Origin of the sequence: Streptomyces sp. ML-6 (genome assembly GCF_030116705.1) — a bacterium.
Classification (GTDB): domain Bacteria; phylum Actinomycetota; class Actinomycetes; order Streptomycetales; family Streptomycetaceae; genus Streptomyces.
The window spans coordinates 6580886-6597724 of the sequence record NZ_JAOTIK010000001.1 but is presented as its reverse complement, the minus strand read 5'-3'; the positions used below and the strand labels follow the sequence as shown (position 1 = coordinate 6597724).

Genomic DNA, 16839 nt, shown 5'->3' with positions numbered 1-16839 from the left:
TCCCGGTTCGCCGCACGACCGGTCCGCGGGGCCGGTGGGGCTCCGCGGACCGGCGGGCCGGCTACTGCCGCCGCTTCTGCGGGGAGCGGCCCTGCTTCAGGCCGGTGTCCAGGGCGTTCATCAGGGTGCCCTGGGACGTGTCACCCGACATCTCCCAGATCATCACCCCCAGCAGCCCCTCGGACTTCACGTAGTCGGTCTTCTTGCCGAGGGACCAGGTGTCGTCGAAGGACCACCACTGGTTGCCGGTGTAGCCGTACGTGGAGACCGACTGTTCGTCGTGGTGCACCGTCATCGTCGGGTACGCGCCGATGAGGTTGGAGTAGCCGCGGTTGCCGGCCTCCTCGGCGAACTGTCCGGGGGCGGCGCCGCCCGCCCCCTGCCATTCGCCCGCGACCCCGCCGTCGGTGACGTTCTGCCAGCCCCGGCCGTAGAACGGGATGCCGAGGGTCAGTTTGCGGGGTTCGACGCCCGCTTCGGTGTACGCCTTGATGGCGGTGTCGGCGCTGAAGCGGGACTCGTAGGGGTCCTGGTCGTCCGGGTAGAGGTTGGCCTGGTGGCCGGTGCGGTCGGGTTCCCAGGAGTTGTCGCTGCCCGAGCCGTGGAAGTCGTAGCCCTGGACGTTGGCCACGTCGAGCGAGTCGAAGACCTTGGCCAGGTCCCAGCCTTCGCCGATCTTCTGCGGGTCGGCGGGGGTGAAGGCGGTGAGGAGCCGGTGCTCGCCGCCGAGGGCGTCCAGCTGCCTGCGGAACTCGGCGAGCAGCAGGGTCAGGTTGTCCTTGTCGTCGGGCGAGTAGTGGTTGCCGGGGTGTCCGGTGCCGGTACCCGGCCACTCCCAGTCGACGTCGAAGCCGTCGAAGATGCCCGCGGCGACCCCCGGGCCGCCCGCGCCGTTGTATTCGGGCAGGTTGCCCTTGATGTACATGTCGATGCAGGAGGAGACGAACTTCTTGCGGGCGGCGTCGGTGGCCGCCACGTCGGAGAAGTACTTCGAGTACGTCCAGCCGCCGAGCGAGACCACGATCTTGAGGTTCGGGTTGAGCTTCTTCAGCTTCTTCAACTGGTTGAAGTTTCCGCGCAGTTTGGCCCATCCGTCGTCCGCGACGCCGTCGACGGACTGGGCCGCGGCGAACGGGCGGGCGTAGTCGGCGTCGGCGTCCCCGGCACCGGTGCCCTGGTCGGGGTCCTGGGGGTCGGCGGTGGTGCCCTTCGTGACGCCGTTCAGGCAGGTGAGGTTGTTGGGATCGATGTTGGCGAAGGCGTAGTTGATGATGTCGAGCTTGCCGGCGGCCCCGGAGTCCTGGAGGTTCTTGACGAAGTACTGGCGGCCGTAGATGCCCCACTGGACGAAGTAGCCGACCTTGGCGTAGTTGCCCGCGCCGACGATGTCGTCGGTCTTCACCGTGAGCGCGGTGCTGGCCGGGGAGGCGTTGTCCGCCGCGTCCCGCGCCTTGACGGTGAAGGTGTACGAGGTCACGGGCGAGAGTCCGCCGATGGTGGCGGTGGTCGTGGTGCCGGAGACGGTGGTGGCGAGCAGGCCGCCCCGGTAGATGTCGTACGCGGCGACCCGCTGGTCGTCCGTCGCCGGGTTCCAGGCCAGGGTGATGGACGAGGAGTCGGCGGCCGTGGAGCGCAGCGAGCCGGGCGCGGTGGGCGGGGAGGTGTCGGTGGCCGGGTCGACGGTGGTGACGGTCAGCGGGGCGCTCTCGGCCGAGGTGTTGCCGCGGGTGTCCTTGGCGCGGACGGTGAACGAGTAGGCGGTGGCCGGGGTCAGACCGGTGACCGTGGTGGAGGTGGTCGCGGTGGCGGACCCCACCACCTCGCCGTCGGCCAGGACGTCGTACGACGCCACGGGGAAGTCGCCCGCCGTGGCCGCCGTCCAGGACAGGGACGCGGTGCGGGCGGTGACGTCGGTCTGCTTCAGCCCGCCGGGCGCGCCCGGCGGCACGTCGGCGGAGCCGTCGCACTTGTCGCCGTTGATCCGGCAGCCGGTGGGCGCGGTGACGGGCCCCTTGGCGACGAACCAGAAGCTGTACGGCTCGCTGGTGCCGTGGGCGGCGATCGTGCCGTTGTAGTGGGCGTTGACCGCGGTGACGTGGCTGCCCCGGGTGGTGACGGTGCCGTTGTAGGAGGTGTCGATCGTGACCCCGGCAGGCAGGTCGAATTCGAGTTCCCAGCCGGTGACGGCGGTGTCCGTGTCGTTGTGCAGGACGTAAGTGCCCTTCCACCAGGAGCCGTTGTCGGCCGAGGTGAAGGTCGCCGTCAGCTTGCCCGCCGCGTGCGCGGGGGCGGCCTGGAGCGAGAGCAGCGCGAGGAGCAGCCCGAGGACGGCGACGAGCGCGGTCGCCGTCCTCCGTCTGAGGGTCATGAGGTGCTCGAACATGGTGTTCTCCCATGAGGCAGGGACCGGTGAGGCGGTCCTGAGGGGGGAGCCGGATTCCTTGGTGCCATGGAGCACAGGGGAAACTAAAAGGTCTGGACCAACTCGTCAATAGGTACAGACCAATCACGGGTAAAGCATCCGCTCACGCCTACGCCTCCGGCGTCGGCGGCTCCCGCTCCGGGCGCCCCGATCGCCCCGTGGAGCCCTCCCGCCCCACGGAGCCCCATGGCCCCGTACGCCCTGCGTCCCTCGTGCGCCTCACTCGTCTCTCTCGCCCCACTTGCCCCTCTCGCCTCTTTCGCCCCACTCGCCTTACTCGCCGAGGACGACCGTGCGCTGGGCGGAGAAGTCACCCCACTTCCCGTCGGGCAGCTTCGCGCGGATCTTCAGCGAGTAGCGGGTGCCGCGCGGGTCGCTCACGGTGAGCCGGTAGCTCGCCCGCCCCTCGGGCGGGGCCCCGCCCCACACGATCGTGGTGGTCAGCCGGCCGTTCATGAACAGCTGGTACGCGGGGATCTCCCCGCCGGTCTCCGGCTGTTCCCAGTCCAGGTCGATGGCGTACTCCTTGCCCTGGGCACGGTTGTCGACCCGCAGGTCGGTGGGGGCGGTGGCAGGCGGGGCGCCCGGGGCGGACCCGGTCGTGAGGTCGATGGCGTTGCTGTCCGGCGAGGAGGTGTCGGCGGCGTCGCGGGCCCGGACGGTGAAGGTGTAGACGGTGCCCGGACGCAGTCCGGTCAGATGCGCGGTGGTTTGGTCGCCGGGCACGCTGTGGATCCGGGAGTCCTCCTGGTAGATGTCGTACGAAGTGACGCCGACGTCGTCCGTCGAGCCGCCCCAGGAGAGGTTCACCGCCCGGCTGCCGTCCACCGTGCCGCGCAGCTTCACCGGGCGGGTCGGCGGCTCCCGGTCGGCGCGGGTGGCGGCGGGCGTGGTGACGCGCGCGGCGGCGCCGGGTGCGGAGAGGTTGCCGGCGGCGTCGCGGGCCCGGACGGTGAAGGCGTGGGCGGTCGAGGCGGTCAGCCCGTCGACGTCGATCATCAGCTTGGTCGCCGGGACCGACTTCACCCGCTTCCCCTCCCGGTAGACCTCGTAGCCGGTGACCGCCCTGTTGTCCGAGGCCCGTTCCCACATGACGTGCACGGAGGTGGCGCTGCCGGCCTGCGCCGTCACGTGGCCCGGCACCGTCGGCTTCTCGGTGTCGGCCTCGGGGGCGGATTCGCAGGCGGTCAGCGCGGCGAGCAGGACGACGGAGCAGGCCAACGCGGCGGCTGCGTGATGGCGTTGCACAGTTGCGCCTTCCATCCGGGAGCAATGGTCCAGACCTGTATCGCACGGCGCGGGGGGCTCCGACAAGAGGACGGATCGGAACGTTCCGCAATGTGCCGGTGTGACCGTGCGTTCCGCGGGGCGGGACGGTGGCGCTCCGCCGACGGGGCGCCCTCGTGCCGTACGGTCGTCCGATGCTGTGCATACGAGGAGTCGTGCTGCCGGAGCGCGAGGAGCGTGTCTTCCTGATCGACGGCGAGGTGCTCCGCGCGGGCGGCCCGCCGGGCGGCCTCTCGGGCCGGGACGTGGAGAGGGTCGTGGACGGCGGCTGGCTGCTGCCCGGCCTCGTCGACGTGCACACGCACCCCGGCACGACGGACCCCCGCGTGCCCTTCGACGAGGGGTTGCTGCGGCGGCAGTTGGTGGAGCACCGGGATGCCGGGGTGCTCGCGGTGCGCACCCCGGGCACGGCGCGGCGGATGCCCGGCTGGGTGGCGCAGGACCCGGAGCTGCCGCGAGTGACGTCGGCGGGGCGGTGGCTGGCCACGCCCGGCCGGTTCATCCCCGGCTTCGGACGGGACGTGAGCGAGGCGGAGTTGGTGCGGGCCGCCGTGGAGGAGGCGACCGCCTCGTCCGGGTGGTGCAAGGTCGTCGGGGACTGGGCCGCCGACGAACCCGCCGTGCCGCTGCCGCTGTTGACCTCGGTGGTGGAGGCGGTGCACGCGGCCGGCGGCAAGGTGGCGGTGCACTGCCAGACCGCGGAGGGCACCCGCAACGCCGTACTGGCGGGCGCCGACAGCCTGGAGCACGGCATGCATCTCGATCCGGCGCTGCTGGACCGGATGGCCGCGCGAGGCACGGCGTTCGTGCCGACGCTGAGCGTCTTCGCCGCCGGGGTGGACCGGATGCGGGCCCGCGAGCCGAGCGTGCGCCGCGATCTGTGGCTGGCCGGGTGGGACGGCATGCTCGACAATGTGCGCGCGGCCCACGAGGCCGGGGTGACGGTGCTGGCGGGGACGGACTCCTTCCCTTGCGGGACGGTCGCGGGCGAGATGGAATGGCTGGTACGGGCCGGTCTGCCGGCCCGCGCGGCACTCGGTGCCGCGTCCTGGACGGCACGGGCCTGGCTCGGACTGCCGGGCCTCGTGGACGGCGCGCCCGCCGACCTCGTCGCATACGCCACCGATCCGACCGAGGACCCTGCCGTACTGAACCACCCGAGCCGGATCGTGCTCCGTGGACGCGTCGTGCGATGAGCGACGGGTCCGGGGCGCGGGAGAGGTCTGCACCGTATGGACACGCACACCGGGACGATCCCCACCATCGATCTGGAGCCCGCCGCACGCCGGATCGCCGCCCTGCTCGACGGCATCGACGAACAGCGGCTGACCGGCCCGACGCCCTGTCCCGACTACACGGTGCGCGAACTGCTCGCCCATGTGGTCGGACTGGGCAAGGCCTTCCGCGACGCGGCGCGCAAGAAGTTCGGGCCGACGACCGACACCCCACCGGCCGATGCCCCGCCGGTGCTCCCCGACGACTGGCGCGAGACGCTGCCGCAGCTGCTGGACGAGCTGGTGGCGGCCTGGCGCGCCCCCGAGGCCCGGCAGGGGATGACCAGGGCGGGCGGTGTGGACCTGCCGGCCGAGGTGGCGGTGGTGGTCGCGCTGGACGAGCTGGTGATCCACGGCTGGGACCTGGCCCGGGCGACCGGTCAGGAGTACGAGCCGGACGAGGCGAGCCTGCGCGTCTCGCTGGCCCTGCTGACCCCTGACGACGACGCTCCCCGCCCGACGGACGCCTTCGGTCCCCCGGTCCCGGTCCCGGCCGACGCGTCCCTGCTCGACCAGACCGTCGCCATGAGCGGCCGACGCCCGGACTGGCGGCCGGGCGCCTGAACCACACCGCCTCCTCCCGTGCCGGGCCCGGTACGAACCCCGCCCGGCACGGAACGGGAGCGGGACGGGGCAGGACGGAAGGGGAGCGGGACGGGCGGGACGCGGTCCGGCCCGGTCGCGGGCCGGTGCCGACGACGGCGTACCGCTCGGCTCGGTCAGCCCAGACTGCGCGCCGCCTCGCGGGCCTGTTCCCGCAGCTGTTCGTCGGCCGGGCATATCGTCGGCTCCACGCCCGAGGACCGCACCCGGAGGTCCTGCTCGGCCAGGGCCGTCAGCCGGCGCCGGTGGTCCTCGGTGAGGGCGGCGGGGCCGAGGAGGACCAGGGCCTCCAGCGCGAGTTCCGCGTCGGCGTCCGCCTCCGCGGAGTCCAGGAGCAGACCGGCCGTGCGGGGTCCGTCGAGGGTTTCGGGGGTGATCGCGTGCAGGGCGAGCACCGCCGCCGGGGCGTGCAGCCGGTCGGTCAGCAGCTCCTCCAGCGGGGGCACCAGCGGCCGGGCCGCCCCGCCCATCGCGGCGGCCGCCCGCGCCGCCCGGCGGAGCGTCCAGCGCATCCACATCCGCCCGGTCTCCGCCAGCACACCGGCCAGCACCGGCACCGTCTGCGCGGCGTCGCCCGTGATCCGCCACAGGGCCGACGCGACCGCGATGTCGCAGTCCATCCGCGGGGTGACGCGGTCGCTCCCGGGGTCGCTGAGCGCGGCCCGCAGGGCCGGTACCAGCTCCGGCGCCTCCGTGCCCAGCCCGGCGGCGAGCTCCGCGGCCTCCTGCACGTCGTCGCCGTCGAGGAGCCGGGCGGCGACGACTTCCTTCAGCGGGCCGGTCTCCCCCGTCAGTTCGCGCACCGCCCGCGCGGCGGCGAGCCGGCCGTTCTCCGGCCCGGAAACGGCGGCGGCAGTCAGCAGCCGCGCGGTCTCCGCGCGGTGTTCCGGCGGGCAGACCGCGACCAGCGTCCTCGGCACGGCCGCCGGGAAACGCGGCAGCGCGGACCGCAGCTCGGGCAGGGCGGCCGCCGCCCCGGTCCCCCAGGACGCGAGCAGGTACAGCAGAGGAATGGGCTCGTGGTCCTCGATGTCCTCGGCGACCAGCCGGGCGCGGATCGCGGCCAGCAGCGCCTCGTCGCACGGCAGGGACCGGGTACCGACCACCACCCCGAACAGGGGGCCGCCCGCCGCGCGGAGTGCTCGCGGGCGTCGTCCCAGGTCACGGGCGAGGAGCGGCGCCGCGAGATCGGGGGCCACCAGGACGAGCGTCTCCAGGGCGCGGTCCGCCGGATCGCCCTCCCCACCGGCGATCCGGGCCAGCTCCGGGCCGGCCGCGGCGGCGTGCGGGCCCAGCTTCTGGAGCAGCGAGTACGCCGCGGGCAGGGCGTCCGGATCGGCGGCCAGCGCGGGCACGACGCCCGCCAGCCGTTCCGGGGCGCTGCGCGACAGCAGGCAGGCCTGTTCGGCCGCCCACAGCGCCTCCGTACGCGCCTCGGGATCCGTGCTGCGCAGGGCGGCGTCCAGCAGCGCGTGCGCCGCGTCCCGGTCGGCGTCGGTGTCGCGGCGCAGCAGCGCCTCGACGACGTACTGCAGGGGCTCGTTCCGCTCCTGGTCGAGGTGGTCCACGACCAGCCCGTCCGCGGGGAGGAGGGACAGCATCGCCCCGTGGTGCTCGGGGCCCCAGGGCAGGCCGCCGTCCACGCAGGCCAGCAGGGCCACGACGCGCACCTCGTCCGGCTCCGGCCCGCCGATGGCCGCGCCCGCCACGGCGGCGGTGCCCGCCGGGTCCAGACGCGCCACGGCCCCGATCAGCTCGGCCCGCACCCGCGGGTGCTCCTCCGTCTCCCGGAGCCGCCGCAGCACCGGCAGCACCCGATCGGCCGCACCGGTCATCGCGGCGGCCCACACCGCGGCGCACCGGAGCCCCGGCTCCTCGGCGTCGGCCGATGACAGGATCAGCGGCAACTGGTCCACGACGGCCGCCCGGCAGGCGGCCTCGTCCGTGTCCCCGTCGTCCGCGCCGCCCTCCGCTATCCCGCCGATGAGCACCAGCAGGTCCTCCGTGCGGTACCCGGCCCCGGCGAGCCGCGCGAGGTACGGGACGGCGTGGGCCGTCGCCCCGTAGACCGAACCCTGGTGCAGGATGGCGGAGTACAGCTCGGAGACCGCCTCGCTCGCGGCCTCCTCGTCCTCGCCCGCGAGCGCCCGCAGGTGCCCGGGAACGTCGGTGGCGGCACCGTAGGCGTGCCGCAACTCCGCCCAGGGCTGCGCGTCGACGTCGGCGAAGAACAGTTCGAGATCCATGCGACGGATCATGGCACCCGGCACTGACACCGATGCCGGTACCCGGGTTCCGGCGAGGAGTTCGAGCCGGCTCGCCAACTCCTGCGCCACGGGATCAGCCGGTGTCGAGGCCGTCGATCAGGCGGTTGAGGAACCGGGTGAAGGTGGCGTCGGGGGTGAGGGGGCGACCGGGGGCGGAGAGGGCTTCGGCGAGTTCCGGATGGTGGCCGTCGGCGGCGACGGCGGCGAGGTAGCGGGCTTCGGCCGCGGCCCGGCCGGGGGACTGCGAGACCGCGGCCTGCGCGATCTCGTGGGCGACGTGCCCGGCCACGAACGCGGTGAGCTGGGCGAAGACCTCCAGCTTCGCCGTACCGTCCAGCGCGGTGGGCCGCAGGGCGGCGAGCACGTGTTCCAGGAAGGCCAGGGCGTTGGGGCCGGGGACGCGTCGGGTGGACAGCACGGCGGGCAGCCAGCGGTGGCGCAGCATGAGGGCGCGCTGGAGGTGCGCGACGGCCTTCAGGTCGGCGCGCCAGTCGCCGGTGGGCGGATCCGTGGCCGCCAGTTCGCCGCTGACGTGGTCGACCATCAGCTCCAGCAGCGTCTCCTTGTCGGGGGCGTAGCTGTAGAGCGACATGACGCCGGCTCCGGCCCGTGCGGCGACCTTCCGCATGGTGACCGCTTCGAGCCCCTCGGCGTCCGCCAGTTCAACGGCCGCCGCGGTGATCGCCTCCCGGCTGTAGGCGGGCCTGCGGCCCCTGCGCGGCCGGTCGGAGGCCAGCCAGAGCTGTTCGGGACCGACACCCGGGGCGCCCGCTCCTCCGTCCCGGGACATGGTCCACGCTCCTTCCTCGATCGGCGGCAACGGCGGGGACCAGTCAAGCATCCTCTATTCTCGTACATCGTACGTAAATCAATGGAGGGGAACGATGACGTCACGCACGCACGGTTCGGTGCCGAGGTCGGCCTGGGCGCCACCCGCCGGAAAGCCTCCGCTTTCCTCACGGATGATGAGGGCGATGTGGCGCCGCCTCCCGGCGAAACTGCACGAGGTCGGGTGGGAGCCGGGGCTGGCGGTACCGGCCGCCGACGGCAGCCCGCTGATCACGGACCACTACTTCCCGCGCGCCGAGGGCGACTTCCCCACCCTCCTGGTGCGCTCGCCCTACGGCAGGGGCGTGCCGTGGTCCCCCATGTACGGCCTGCTCTTCGCCGAACAGGGCTTCCACGTGGTCCTGCAGAGCTGCCGCGGCACCGGGGGTTCGGGCGGCACGTTCGACCTGTGGCGCAACGAGACCCCGGACGGCCTGGCCACGGTGGCCTGGCTGCGCGAACAGCCCTGGTTCAACGGCACACTGGGCACCATCGGCCCCAGCTATCTGGGCTACGTGCAATGGGCCCTGGCCGTGGAACCGCCCCCGGAACTGAAGGCGATGGTGGTGCAGGTGGGCCTGCACGATCCCTACGCCCTCTTCCACGCGCACGGTGCGCTGCAGCTGGAGACCGCACTCGTCGTCGGCGTGGGCATGACCTACCAGCACCGGGGCATGGCACCGTTCCTCAAGGCGACGCTACGCCTGCAGCGGGGGCTGCGTGAGGCCACCACCGCGCAGCCTCTGCGCGGTGCGTACGCACCGGCCCTCGGGGGCGAAGTGCCCTGGCTGGACGGTGTGATGGCCCACCCGGACGCCGAGGACCCCCACTGGCACGGCGCGTCCCTGGCCGGGGTGGCGGACCGGCTCACCGTACCCACGAGCCTGATCACCGGCTGGCACGACGTGCTGGCCGACCAGACCTTCGAGCAGTACGACCGGCTGCGCCGGGCCGGATGCGAGACCGCCCTGCTCGTCGGCCCCTGGACCCACACCTCCGCCCTGCAGCAGGGCTGGCCCGAGGTGTTCGCCGAGAGCCTCGCCTGGCTGCGCGCCCACCTGGAGGCCGACCCCTCCGGTCTGCGTCCCACGAAGGTGCGGGTGCACAACGGCGGCGAGGACGCCTGGCGGGACCTCGACGACTGGCCGCCGGCCACGGCCGCCGCCCCGTGGTTCCCCGCCCCCGGCGGGCATCTCACCCGGCAGGCGCCCACGGACTCCGCGCCGCTGACGTCCTTCCGTTACGATCCGGCCGACCCCACCCCGTCCGTCGGCGGCCCCGTGCTCTCCCGTGCCGCCGGTCCTCGCGACAACAGCGACCTGGAGGCCCGGGAAGACGTACTGACGTTCACCGGCCCTCCGCTGACCGAGCCCGTGGACGTCCTGGGCCCCGTCTCCGCACGGTTGAGCATCTCCACGGACACCGGGCACGCCGACGTCTTCACCCGCCTGTGCGACGTGGACCCCCAGGGCCGCTCCGTCAACGTCTGCGACGGGCTGGGCCGGCTGCGGACGGACGGGCAGGAGCCGTCGCGGATCACCGTGCCGATGAGCTCGACCGCCCACGGATTCGCCGTGGGTCACCGCATGCGCTGGCAGATCAGCGGAGGCGCCCATCCGCGCTACGCCCGCAGCCCCGGCACCGGGGAGTCGCCGGTGGACGCCACCGCCTTCACACCGGTGCGCATCACGGTCCACACGGACTCGGCGCTGATGCTCCCGACGCAGGCCGAAGGTTCCGGGTCCGGGTCCGGCCCCGCAGTGAACGGCTGACCGGCCGACGGGCGGATTCACGGCGACGGCACCGGCGCGAGCGCGGGACCGGCCTGCCACCCGCGCACGCCGGTGCGCACATCGTGTGAGCTGCGCTTTCACTGCTGCTCGAACGGAGTCCTCGGCCCGTGACCGGACGGTCCGCGCGCGCGTTGGGGTCGACGGACGGCCCGCTCCGACGCGAGCCGGAACACGGAGGAGAGAACCGCATGGTGAAGAAGATGATGCTGGCCGCGACGGTCCTGGCGGCCGGCCTCGGGTTCGTCCTGAGCCCCGCCGCCCAGGCCGCGCAGAGCCCCGTCGCGGCCCGGGCCGCGAAGGCCGCCGCAGCGGTCTGCACCGTCAACGACAACGGGGTGAACTTCCGCGGCGGCCCCGGCAGCAACTTCCCCGTCCTGGGCCAGGTGAACCGGGGGCAGAAGCTCAATGCCCACGGTCAGGAAGGCAGTTGGATCATGGGCGACCTGTGGGGCGGCCGCACCGGCGTCTGGATCCACACCGCCTACCTGGACTGCTGAGACCGGCACACCCCGGTCCGCGCACCGGCCTCGTACCCCGGCCCGGATTCCGGCCCGCCCGGCCCCGCATCGCGCCCTTCGCGCGGTGCGGGGCCGTTCCGCGTTCCGGTGAAAGTTCTCCAACTTCCCCCTGCCGAGGGGTGTACGGCCCTCGCTCCACCCTGATAGGAAAGCTTCCTAACAGACCGACGGAACGAAGAACTCCCTCTGGAGGACTCTGGTGCACGCTCCCCATAAGCGCGCCGCACGTCGTAACGCCCGTCCCGTGCGCATCGCGGTCGTCGCGCTCGGGCTTTCCCTCACGGCGATCCCCGTCGCAGCCCACGCCGGTGCCCCCACGCACCAGGCGGCACAGCAGCCCTCGGCGGCGGTCCGACCGGCCGCCACCGTCGCCGCGGCGACCGGTCTGGACGACCCGGCGAAGAAGGAGATCGCCATGCAACTGGTCTCCAGCGCCGAGAACTCCTCCCTCGACTGGAAGGCCCAGTACAAGTACATCGAGGACATCGACGACGACCGCGGCTACACCGCGGGCATCATCGGTTTCTGCTCCGGCACCGGGGACATGCTCGACCTCGTCGAGCTGTACACCGAGCGCAAGCCCGACAACATCCTCGCGAAGTACCTCCCCGCGCTGCGGAAGGTCGACGGCACCCCCTCGCACGAGGGACTCGACCCGAACTTCACCAAGGACTGGGTGAAGGCCGCGTCCGACTCGGCGTTCAGGAAGGCGCAGGACGACGAGCGCGACCGGGTGTACTTCAACCCGGCCGTGAAGCGGGGCAAGGCCGACGGGGTCGGCACGCTCGGCCAGTTCGCGTACTACGACGCCATCGTCATGCACGGCGACGGCGGCGACAGCACCAGCTTCAGCTCCATCCGCAAGCGCGCCCTCTCGAAGGCGAAGCCGCCGTCCCAGGGCGGCGACGAGGTCACGTACCTCAACGCCTTCCTGGACGCCCGGGTCTGGGCGATGAAGCAGGAGGAGGCCCACGAGGACACCAGCCGGGTGGACACCGCCCAGCGGGTCTTCCTGAAGAAGCGCAACCTGAACCTCGACCCGCCGCTCGACTGGAAGGTGTACGGCGACAGCTTCCACATCGGCTGACGCGTCCGGACCCCGTGACCGCGGCGCGTACGGCGGCACCCGCGGGTGTCGCCGTACGCGCCGCTGCGTCGTACCGGCTCGTGCCGATCGCTCCGGCCCGTACCTGACCGGACCGGAGCGAACCTGATCGGACCGGGCCGGAGCAGACCCGACCGGGCCGGAGCGGACCCGACCAAACCGTCCTGTACCGGATCGGTCAGTGCGCGCCCACCGGGGCCGCCACCGGCCGCTCCCCGTCCTGCTCCGACGGTTCCGGGTCAGGCTTCCGGCCGAGGTGGTTGAAGGCCAGGTTGAGCACGATCGCCACCACGCAGCCGGTCGAGATCCCGGAGTCGAGCACGACGAGCAGGTCCTCGGGGAACGCGTGGTAGAACTCCGGCGCGGCGATCGGGACGAGGCCGACGCCCACGGCCGCGGCCACGATCAGCGCGTTCTCGCCCTTCTCCAGCGCGGCGGCCGCCAGGGTCTGGATGCCGCTCGCGGCGACCGAGCCGAACAGCACGATGCCCGCGCCGCCGAGGACCGGCAGCGGGACGAGCGCGATGACCGAAGCGGCGACCGGGACCAGCCCGAGGACGATCAGGATGCCGCCGCCGGCGGCCACCACGAAGCGGCTGCGCACCTTGGTCATCGCGACGAGGCCGATGTTCTGGGCGAAGGCGCTGCACATGAAGCCGTTGAAGAGCGGGCTGATGGCGCTGCCGAGCGTGTCGGCGCGCAGACCGCCCTCGATGGTCCGCTCGTCCGCCGGCCGGTCGACGATCTTGCCGAGCGCGAGCATGTCGGCGGTGGACTCGGTCATGCAGACCAGCATCACGATGCTCATGGAGACGATCGCGGCGATCTCGAACTGCGGCGCCCCGAAGTGGAACGGGGTGGGGAAGCCGATCGGGTCGGCGTCCCCGAGGGCACCGAAGTCGGTGATGCCGACCGGGATCGCTATCAGTGTGCCGATGACCAGGCCCAGCAGGATGGAGATCTGCTGGAGGAAGCCGCGCAGCAGTTTCCGCAGCGCCAGGACGATCACCAGGGTGACGGCGGCCATGGTGATGTTGGTCGTGGAGCCGTGGTCCGCGGCACTGGCGTTGCCGCCCTGGGACCAGTTGAAGGCGACCGGCAGCAGCGACACGCCGATCAGGGTGATCACGGTGCCGGTGACGACGGGCGGGAAGAAGCGGACCAGTTTGGAGAAGTACGGGGCCAGCAGGAAGCCGAGCAGACTGGCGACGATGATCGCGCCGAAGATGACGGCGATGCCGTCGTGCCCCCGGTCCTTCCCGATCGCCACCATCGGGGTGACCCCGGCGAACGAGACGCCGTTGACGAACGGCAGCCGGGCGCCGATGCGCCAGAAGCCGAGGGTCTGGAGCAGGGTGGCGATGCCCGCGGTGAACAGGCTCGCCCCCATCAGGAAGGCGGTCTCCTTGGCCGTGAGGCCGACGGCGGGCCCCACGATCATCGGCGGGGCGACCACGCCCGCATACATCGCGGCCACGTGCTGGAGGCCGCTGGTGAACATCTTCAGCGGGGGGAGGGTCTCGTCGACCGGGTGTTTCCGGTCCGTCGGGGCCGGCCCGGGGGCGGGGCCGGTGTCGGGTGCTGCGACTGCGTCGTTGTGAAACCTGGGCGTAGCTGCCACGGCGGTTCCTCCGGTCGGTTACACGCCTGGGGCGGCGTGGGTGTCAGGGAGGTGGTGCAAGTGGGGCGTTGATGCAGGTGGAACATGACGTGCAGCTGGTGCGGGCAGCTCGGGTCGACGGTGCGGCGGGCGTGCGCGGGGGCGCGCTCCGCCGCACCGGGTCTGCCGTGGACCCTTCGGGGTCCGCGGAGGCCGGTCGAGGGCCGTCCCCCTCGACCGGCCGGTACGGGGGGTTCCCGGGGCGTCAGGCCCCGGCGGCGACCTGCGCGAGGCGACGGGCCTCGTCGCGGGTGGCGCGGGCGATGGCTTCCTCGTCCGCGGTGATCAGGTGGTTGTCCTCGACGACTGGCCTGCCGTCGACGAGGGAGAGGGTGACGGGGGCCGCGGCGCCGAACACGAGCGCGGTGACCGGGTCGGCGATGGAGGCGTGGGCGAGGGTGTCCAGCTTCCAGAGCACCAGGTCGGCGAGCTTGCCCGGCTCCAGGGAGCCGATCTGGTCGGCGCGGCCGAGGACCTGTGCGCCGCCGTACGTTCCCAGGCGCAGGGCCTGGCGGGCGTTCAGGGCCTTCTCCCGGTGGGCGCCGAGGCGGTTGATGAGGAGGGCGTTGCGCAGTTCGGTGTGGAGTTCGCCGGACTCGTTGGAGGCGGTGCCGTCGACGCCGAGGCCGACCGGGACGCCGGCCGCGAGCATGTCGGGGACCCGGGCGATGCCCGCGGCCAGCCGGGCGTTGGACGAGGGGCAGTGCGCGACACCGGTTCCGGTGCGGGCGAACGCGGCGATGTCGGAGTCGTTCATGTGGACGCAGTGCGCCATCCACACGTCGTCGCCGAGCCAGCCGGTCGACTCGAAGTAGTCGGTCGGGCCCATCCCGAACAGCTCGTGGCAGAACTTCTCCTCCTCCACGGTCTCCGAGCCGTGGGTGTGCATGCGCACCCCCTTGCGCCGGGCCAGTTCGGCGCCCTGGCGCAGCAGTTCGGTGGAGATGGAGAACGGGGAGCAGGGTGCGGCGGCGACCTGGGTCATCGCGTCGAAGGAGGGGTCGTGGTGGGCGTCGATGGTGGCCTCGGTGGCGGCGAGCGCGCCGTCGAGCGTCTCGACGGCGAAGTCCGGCGGCAGTCCGCCGTCCTTCGCGCCGCGGTCCATGGAGCCCCGGGCGAGGGTGAACCGTACGCCCATGTCGCGGGCGGCCCCGATGATGGCGCCGGACAGGTCGCCGGAGCCGCGCGGGTGGACGTAGTGGTGGTCCATGGCGGTGGTGACGCCGCCGCGGGCCATCATGGCGAGCGAGCCCTGTGCGGCGGCGCGGACCATCGGTTCGTCGATGCGCGCCCACGTCGGGTACAGCGCGACCAGCCAGTCGAACAGGTTGTGGTCGGTGGCCAGGCCGCGGGTGATCCACTGGTAGAAGTGGTGGTGCGTGTTGACCAGGCCGGGGGTGGCCAGGTGTCCGGTGCCGTCGACGCGGCGTACGACGTTCTCCAGGCCCTCGGGTGCCCGTCCCGCGCCGACGGATTCGATGCGGTTGCCGGCGACGACGACGTGGCCCGAGGCGTACTCGGTGTCGTCGGCGTCGACGGTCGCGATCGAACAGTTCTCGATGACGACGCGTTCCACGTGCTCGGGGGCCGGCGTTGCTGCCATGGCGCTGCTTCCTTCTCTTTCCGGGGGTGCGGGCACGGCAGGACCCTAGGAGGATTTGAGTGCCACGGCCGGGCGGCCGTGGGTGCCGAGATGGTGGAAGAACAGGTTGAGCAGGACCGCGACGAGCGCTCCGGCGCTGATTCCGGAGCCCAGGACGGTCTGTGCCCAGGAGGGGAATCCCGCGTAGAAGCCGGGTGCGGCGAGCGGGATGATGCCCGCGCCGAGGGCCACGGCGACCAGGATGATGTTGGAGCTGTCGTCGAGGCCGGCCTCGGCGAGGGTCCGGATGCCGCTCACCGCGATCGAGCCGAACAGGACGACGCCGGCGCCGCCGAGCACGGGCATCGGGACGAGGGAGACGACCGCGCCCAGCACCGGGAAGGCGCCCAGGACCAGCAGGGTGCCGCCCGCGGCCGCGACGACGTAGCGGCTGCGCACCTTCGTCAGGGAGACCACGCCGACGTTCTGGGCGAAGGCGCTCGTCGGGAAGCCGCCGAAGACCGGGCCGAGCAGGGTGGCGATGCCGTCGGTGCGCAGTCCGCGGGTGATGGTCCGGCCGTCGGCGGGCCGGTCGCAGATCTCGCCGAGGGCCAGCATTCCGGCGCTGGACTCGGTCATCAGGACGAGCATGACGATGCAGAGCGAGAGGATCGCGGCGGGGTGGAACTCGGGGGTTCCGAAGGCGAAGGGGGTGGGCAGCGCGGCGACCGGCGCGGACCTCAGCGCGGTGAAGTCGGCGAGTCCGAACGGGATCGCGGCCAGCGTGCCGATCAACAGTCCCATCAGCAGGGCGATCTGCCTGAGGAAGCCGCGTCCGAACCGCTGGACGAGCAGGATGACGACGAGGGTGAAGGCGGCCAGCGCCAGGTACTTCATGTCGCCGAAGTCGGCGGCCTCCTTGTCGCCGCCCTGGGCCCAGGAGACCGGTACGGGCATCAGGGTGACGCCGATCAGGGTGATGACGGCGCCGGTGACCAGGGGCGGGAAGAAGCGCAGCAGCCGGCCGAAGAACGGTCCGACGGCCAGGCAGAAGACCCCGGCGACGATCACCGCCCCGTAGATCGCGGGGAGTTGGTGTCCGGGCGCGGTGGTCTCGGCGATGGCGAGCATCGGGGCGATGCCCGCGGAGGAGGCCGCGTTGACGAACGGCAGCCGGTTCCCGGCGAGGCCGCGGATGCCGAGGGTCTGCAGGAGGGTGGCGCAGCCGGCGATCAGCAGACTGGCCGCGATCAGCCGGGTCGTGCCCGCCGGGTCGAGGCCGACGGCCCGGCCGATGATGAGCGGAGGGGTGACGACGCCCGCGTACATGGCGGCGATGTGCTGGAGCGCGGCGGGGACGAGCCGGGCGGGGCGGAGCTTTTCGTCCACCGGGTGGACCGAGGTCGCCGGTGGGGTGGGGTACGGGCCGTCTGCTTCCACCGGTCCGTGTGCGGGCTGTGCCATGAGTGTTCCCTCCGGTCCGGCCGGGCCCCGTCCGGC

General features: G+C 72.8%; 12 protein-coding genes. 5 read left to right on the top strand and 7 right to left on the bottom strand.

The window, feature by feature from the left end:
• Positions 1-61: 61 nt before the first annotated feature.
• Positions 62-2383: a glycosyl hydrolase family 18 protein gene (locus tag OCT49_RS29075; RefSeq protein WP_283854763.1), complete on the bottom strand. Its 2322-nt coding sequence runs from the start codon at positions 2381-2383 to the stop codon at positions 62-64.
• 312 nt (positions 2384-2695) lie between these two features.
• Positions 2696-3685, bottom strand: coding sequence for a fibronectin type III domain-containing protein (locus OCT49_RS29070; RefSeq protein ID WP_283854762.1), 990 nt, complete (start codon positions 3683-3685; stop codon positions 2696-2698).
• Between the two features lie 158 nt (positions 3686-3843).
• Between OCT49_RS29070 and OCT49_RS29065 the strand changes: the two genes are divergently transcribed.
• Both OCT49_RS29065 and OCT49_RS29060 read left to right on the top strand, forming a co-directional pair.
• A complete protein-coding gene (locus OCT49_RS29065) occupies positions 3844-4905 on the top strand; it encodes an amidohydrolase family protein (RefSeq protein ID WP_283854761.1) in 1062 nt (353 codons plus the stop codon).
• Between the two features lie 36 nt (positions 4906-4941).
• Positions 4942-5547 (top strand): TIGR03086 family metal-binding protein, encoded by a 606-nt coding sequence (locus OCT49_RS29060; protein WP_283854760.1) that lies wholly within the window; start codon positions 4942-4944, stop codon positions 5545-5547.
• A 155-nt stretch (positions 5548-5702) separates the two neighbouring features.
• Here the strand turns inward: OCT49_RS29060 and OCT49_RS29055 are convergent, their stop codons facing one another.
• Positions 5703-7832, bottom strand: a complete 2130-nt coding sequence (locus tag OCT49_RS29055; RefSeq protein ID WP_283854759.1) for a hypothetical protein — start codon at positions 7830-7832, stop codon at positions 5703-5705.
• A 94-nt stretch (positions 7833-7926) separates the two neighbouring features.
• On the bottom strand, positions 7927-8643 hold the full coding sequence (locus OCT49_RS29050) for a TetR/AcrR family transcriptional regulator (protein WP_283854758.1): 717 nt from the start codon (positions 8641-8643) through the stop codon (positions 7927-7929).
• Positions 8644-8818: 175 nt separating this feature from the next.
• Between OCT49_RS29050 and OCT49_RS29045 the strand changes: the two genes are divergently transcribed.
• The 3 genes from OCT49_RS29045 to OCT49_RS29035 all read left to right on the top strand — a co-directional run bounded on the left by OCT49_RS29045 (position 8819) and on the right by OCT49_RS29035 (position 12079).
• Entirely contained in the window at positions 8819-10453 is a 1635-nt protein-coding gene (locus OCT49_RS29045; RefSeq protein WP_283855979.1) for a CocE/NonD family hydrolase, read from the top strand.
• Between the two features lie 209 nt (positions 10454-10662).
• Positions 10663-10971, top strand: a complete 309-nt coding sequence (locus OCT49_RS29040) for an SH3 domain-containing protein (RefSeq protein WP_283854757.1) — start codon at positions 10663-10665, stop codon at positions 10969-10971.
• 220 nt (positions 10972-11191) lie between these two features.
• Positions 11192-12079: a chitosanase gene (locus OCT49_RS29035; protein ID WP_283854756.1), complete on the top strand. Its 888-nt coding sequence runs from the start codon at positions 11192-11194 to the stop codon at positions 12077-12079.
• Positions 12080-12275: 196 nt separating this feature from the next.
• On the opposite strand, the gene OCT49_RS29030 is transcribed toward OCT49_RS29035, so the two are convergent.
• From OCT49_RS29030 to OCT49_RS29020, 3 genes are all read right to left on the bottom strand, one after another.
• The gene (locus OCT49_RS29030) at positions 12276-13718 is read right to left on the bottom strand and encodes a nucleobase:cation symporter-2 family protein (protein WP_283854755.1); all 1443 of its coding nucleotides are present in this window, start codon (positions 13716-13718) and stop codon (positions 12276-12278) included.
• Between the two features lie 244 nt (positions 13719-13962).
• Complete coding sequence (locus OCT49_RS29025) at positions 13963-15360, bottom strand: 8-oxoguanine deaminase (RefSeq protein ID WP_283854754.1); 1398 nt, start codon at positions 15358-15360, stop codon at positions 13963-13965.
• A 45-nt stretch (positions 15361-15405) separates the two neighbouring features.
• The gene (locus tag OCT49_RS29020; protein ID WP_283854753.1) at positions 15406-16803 is read right to left on the bottom strand and encodes a nucleobase:cation symporter-2 family protein; all 1398 of its coding nucleotides are present in this window, start codon (positions 16801-16803) and stop codon (positions 15406-15408) included.
• Between the last annotated feature and the right edge of the window lie 36 nt (positions 16804-16839).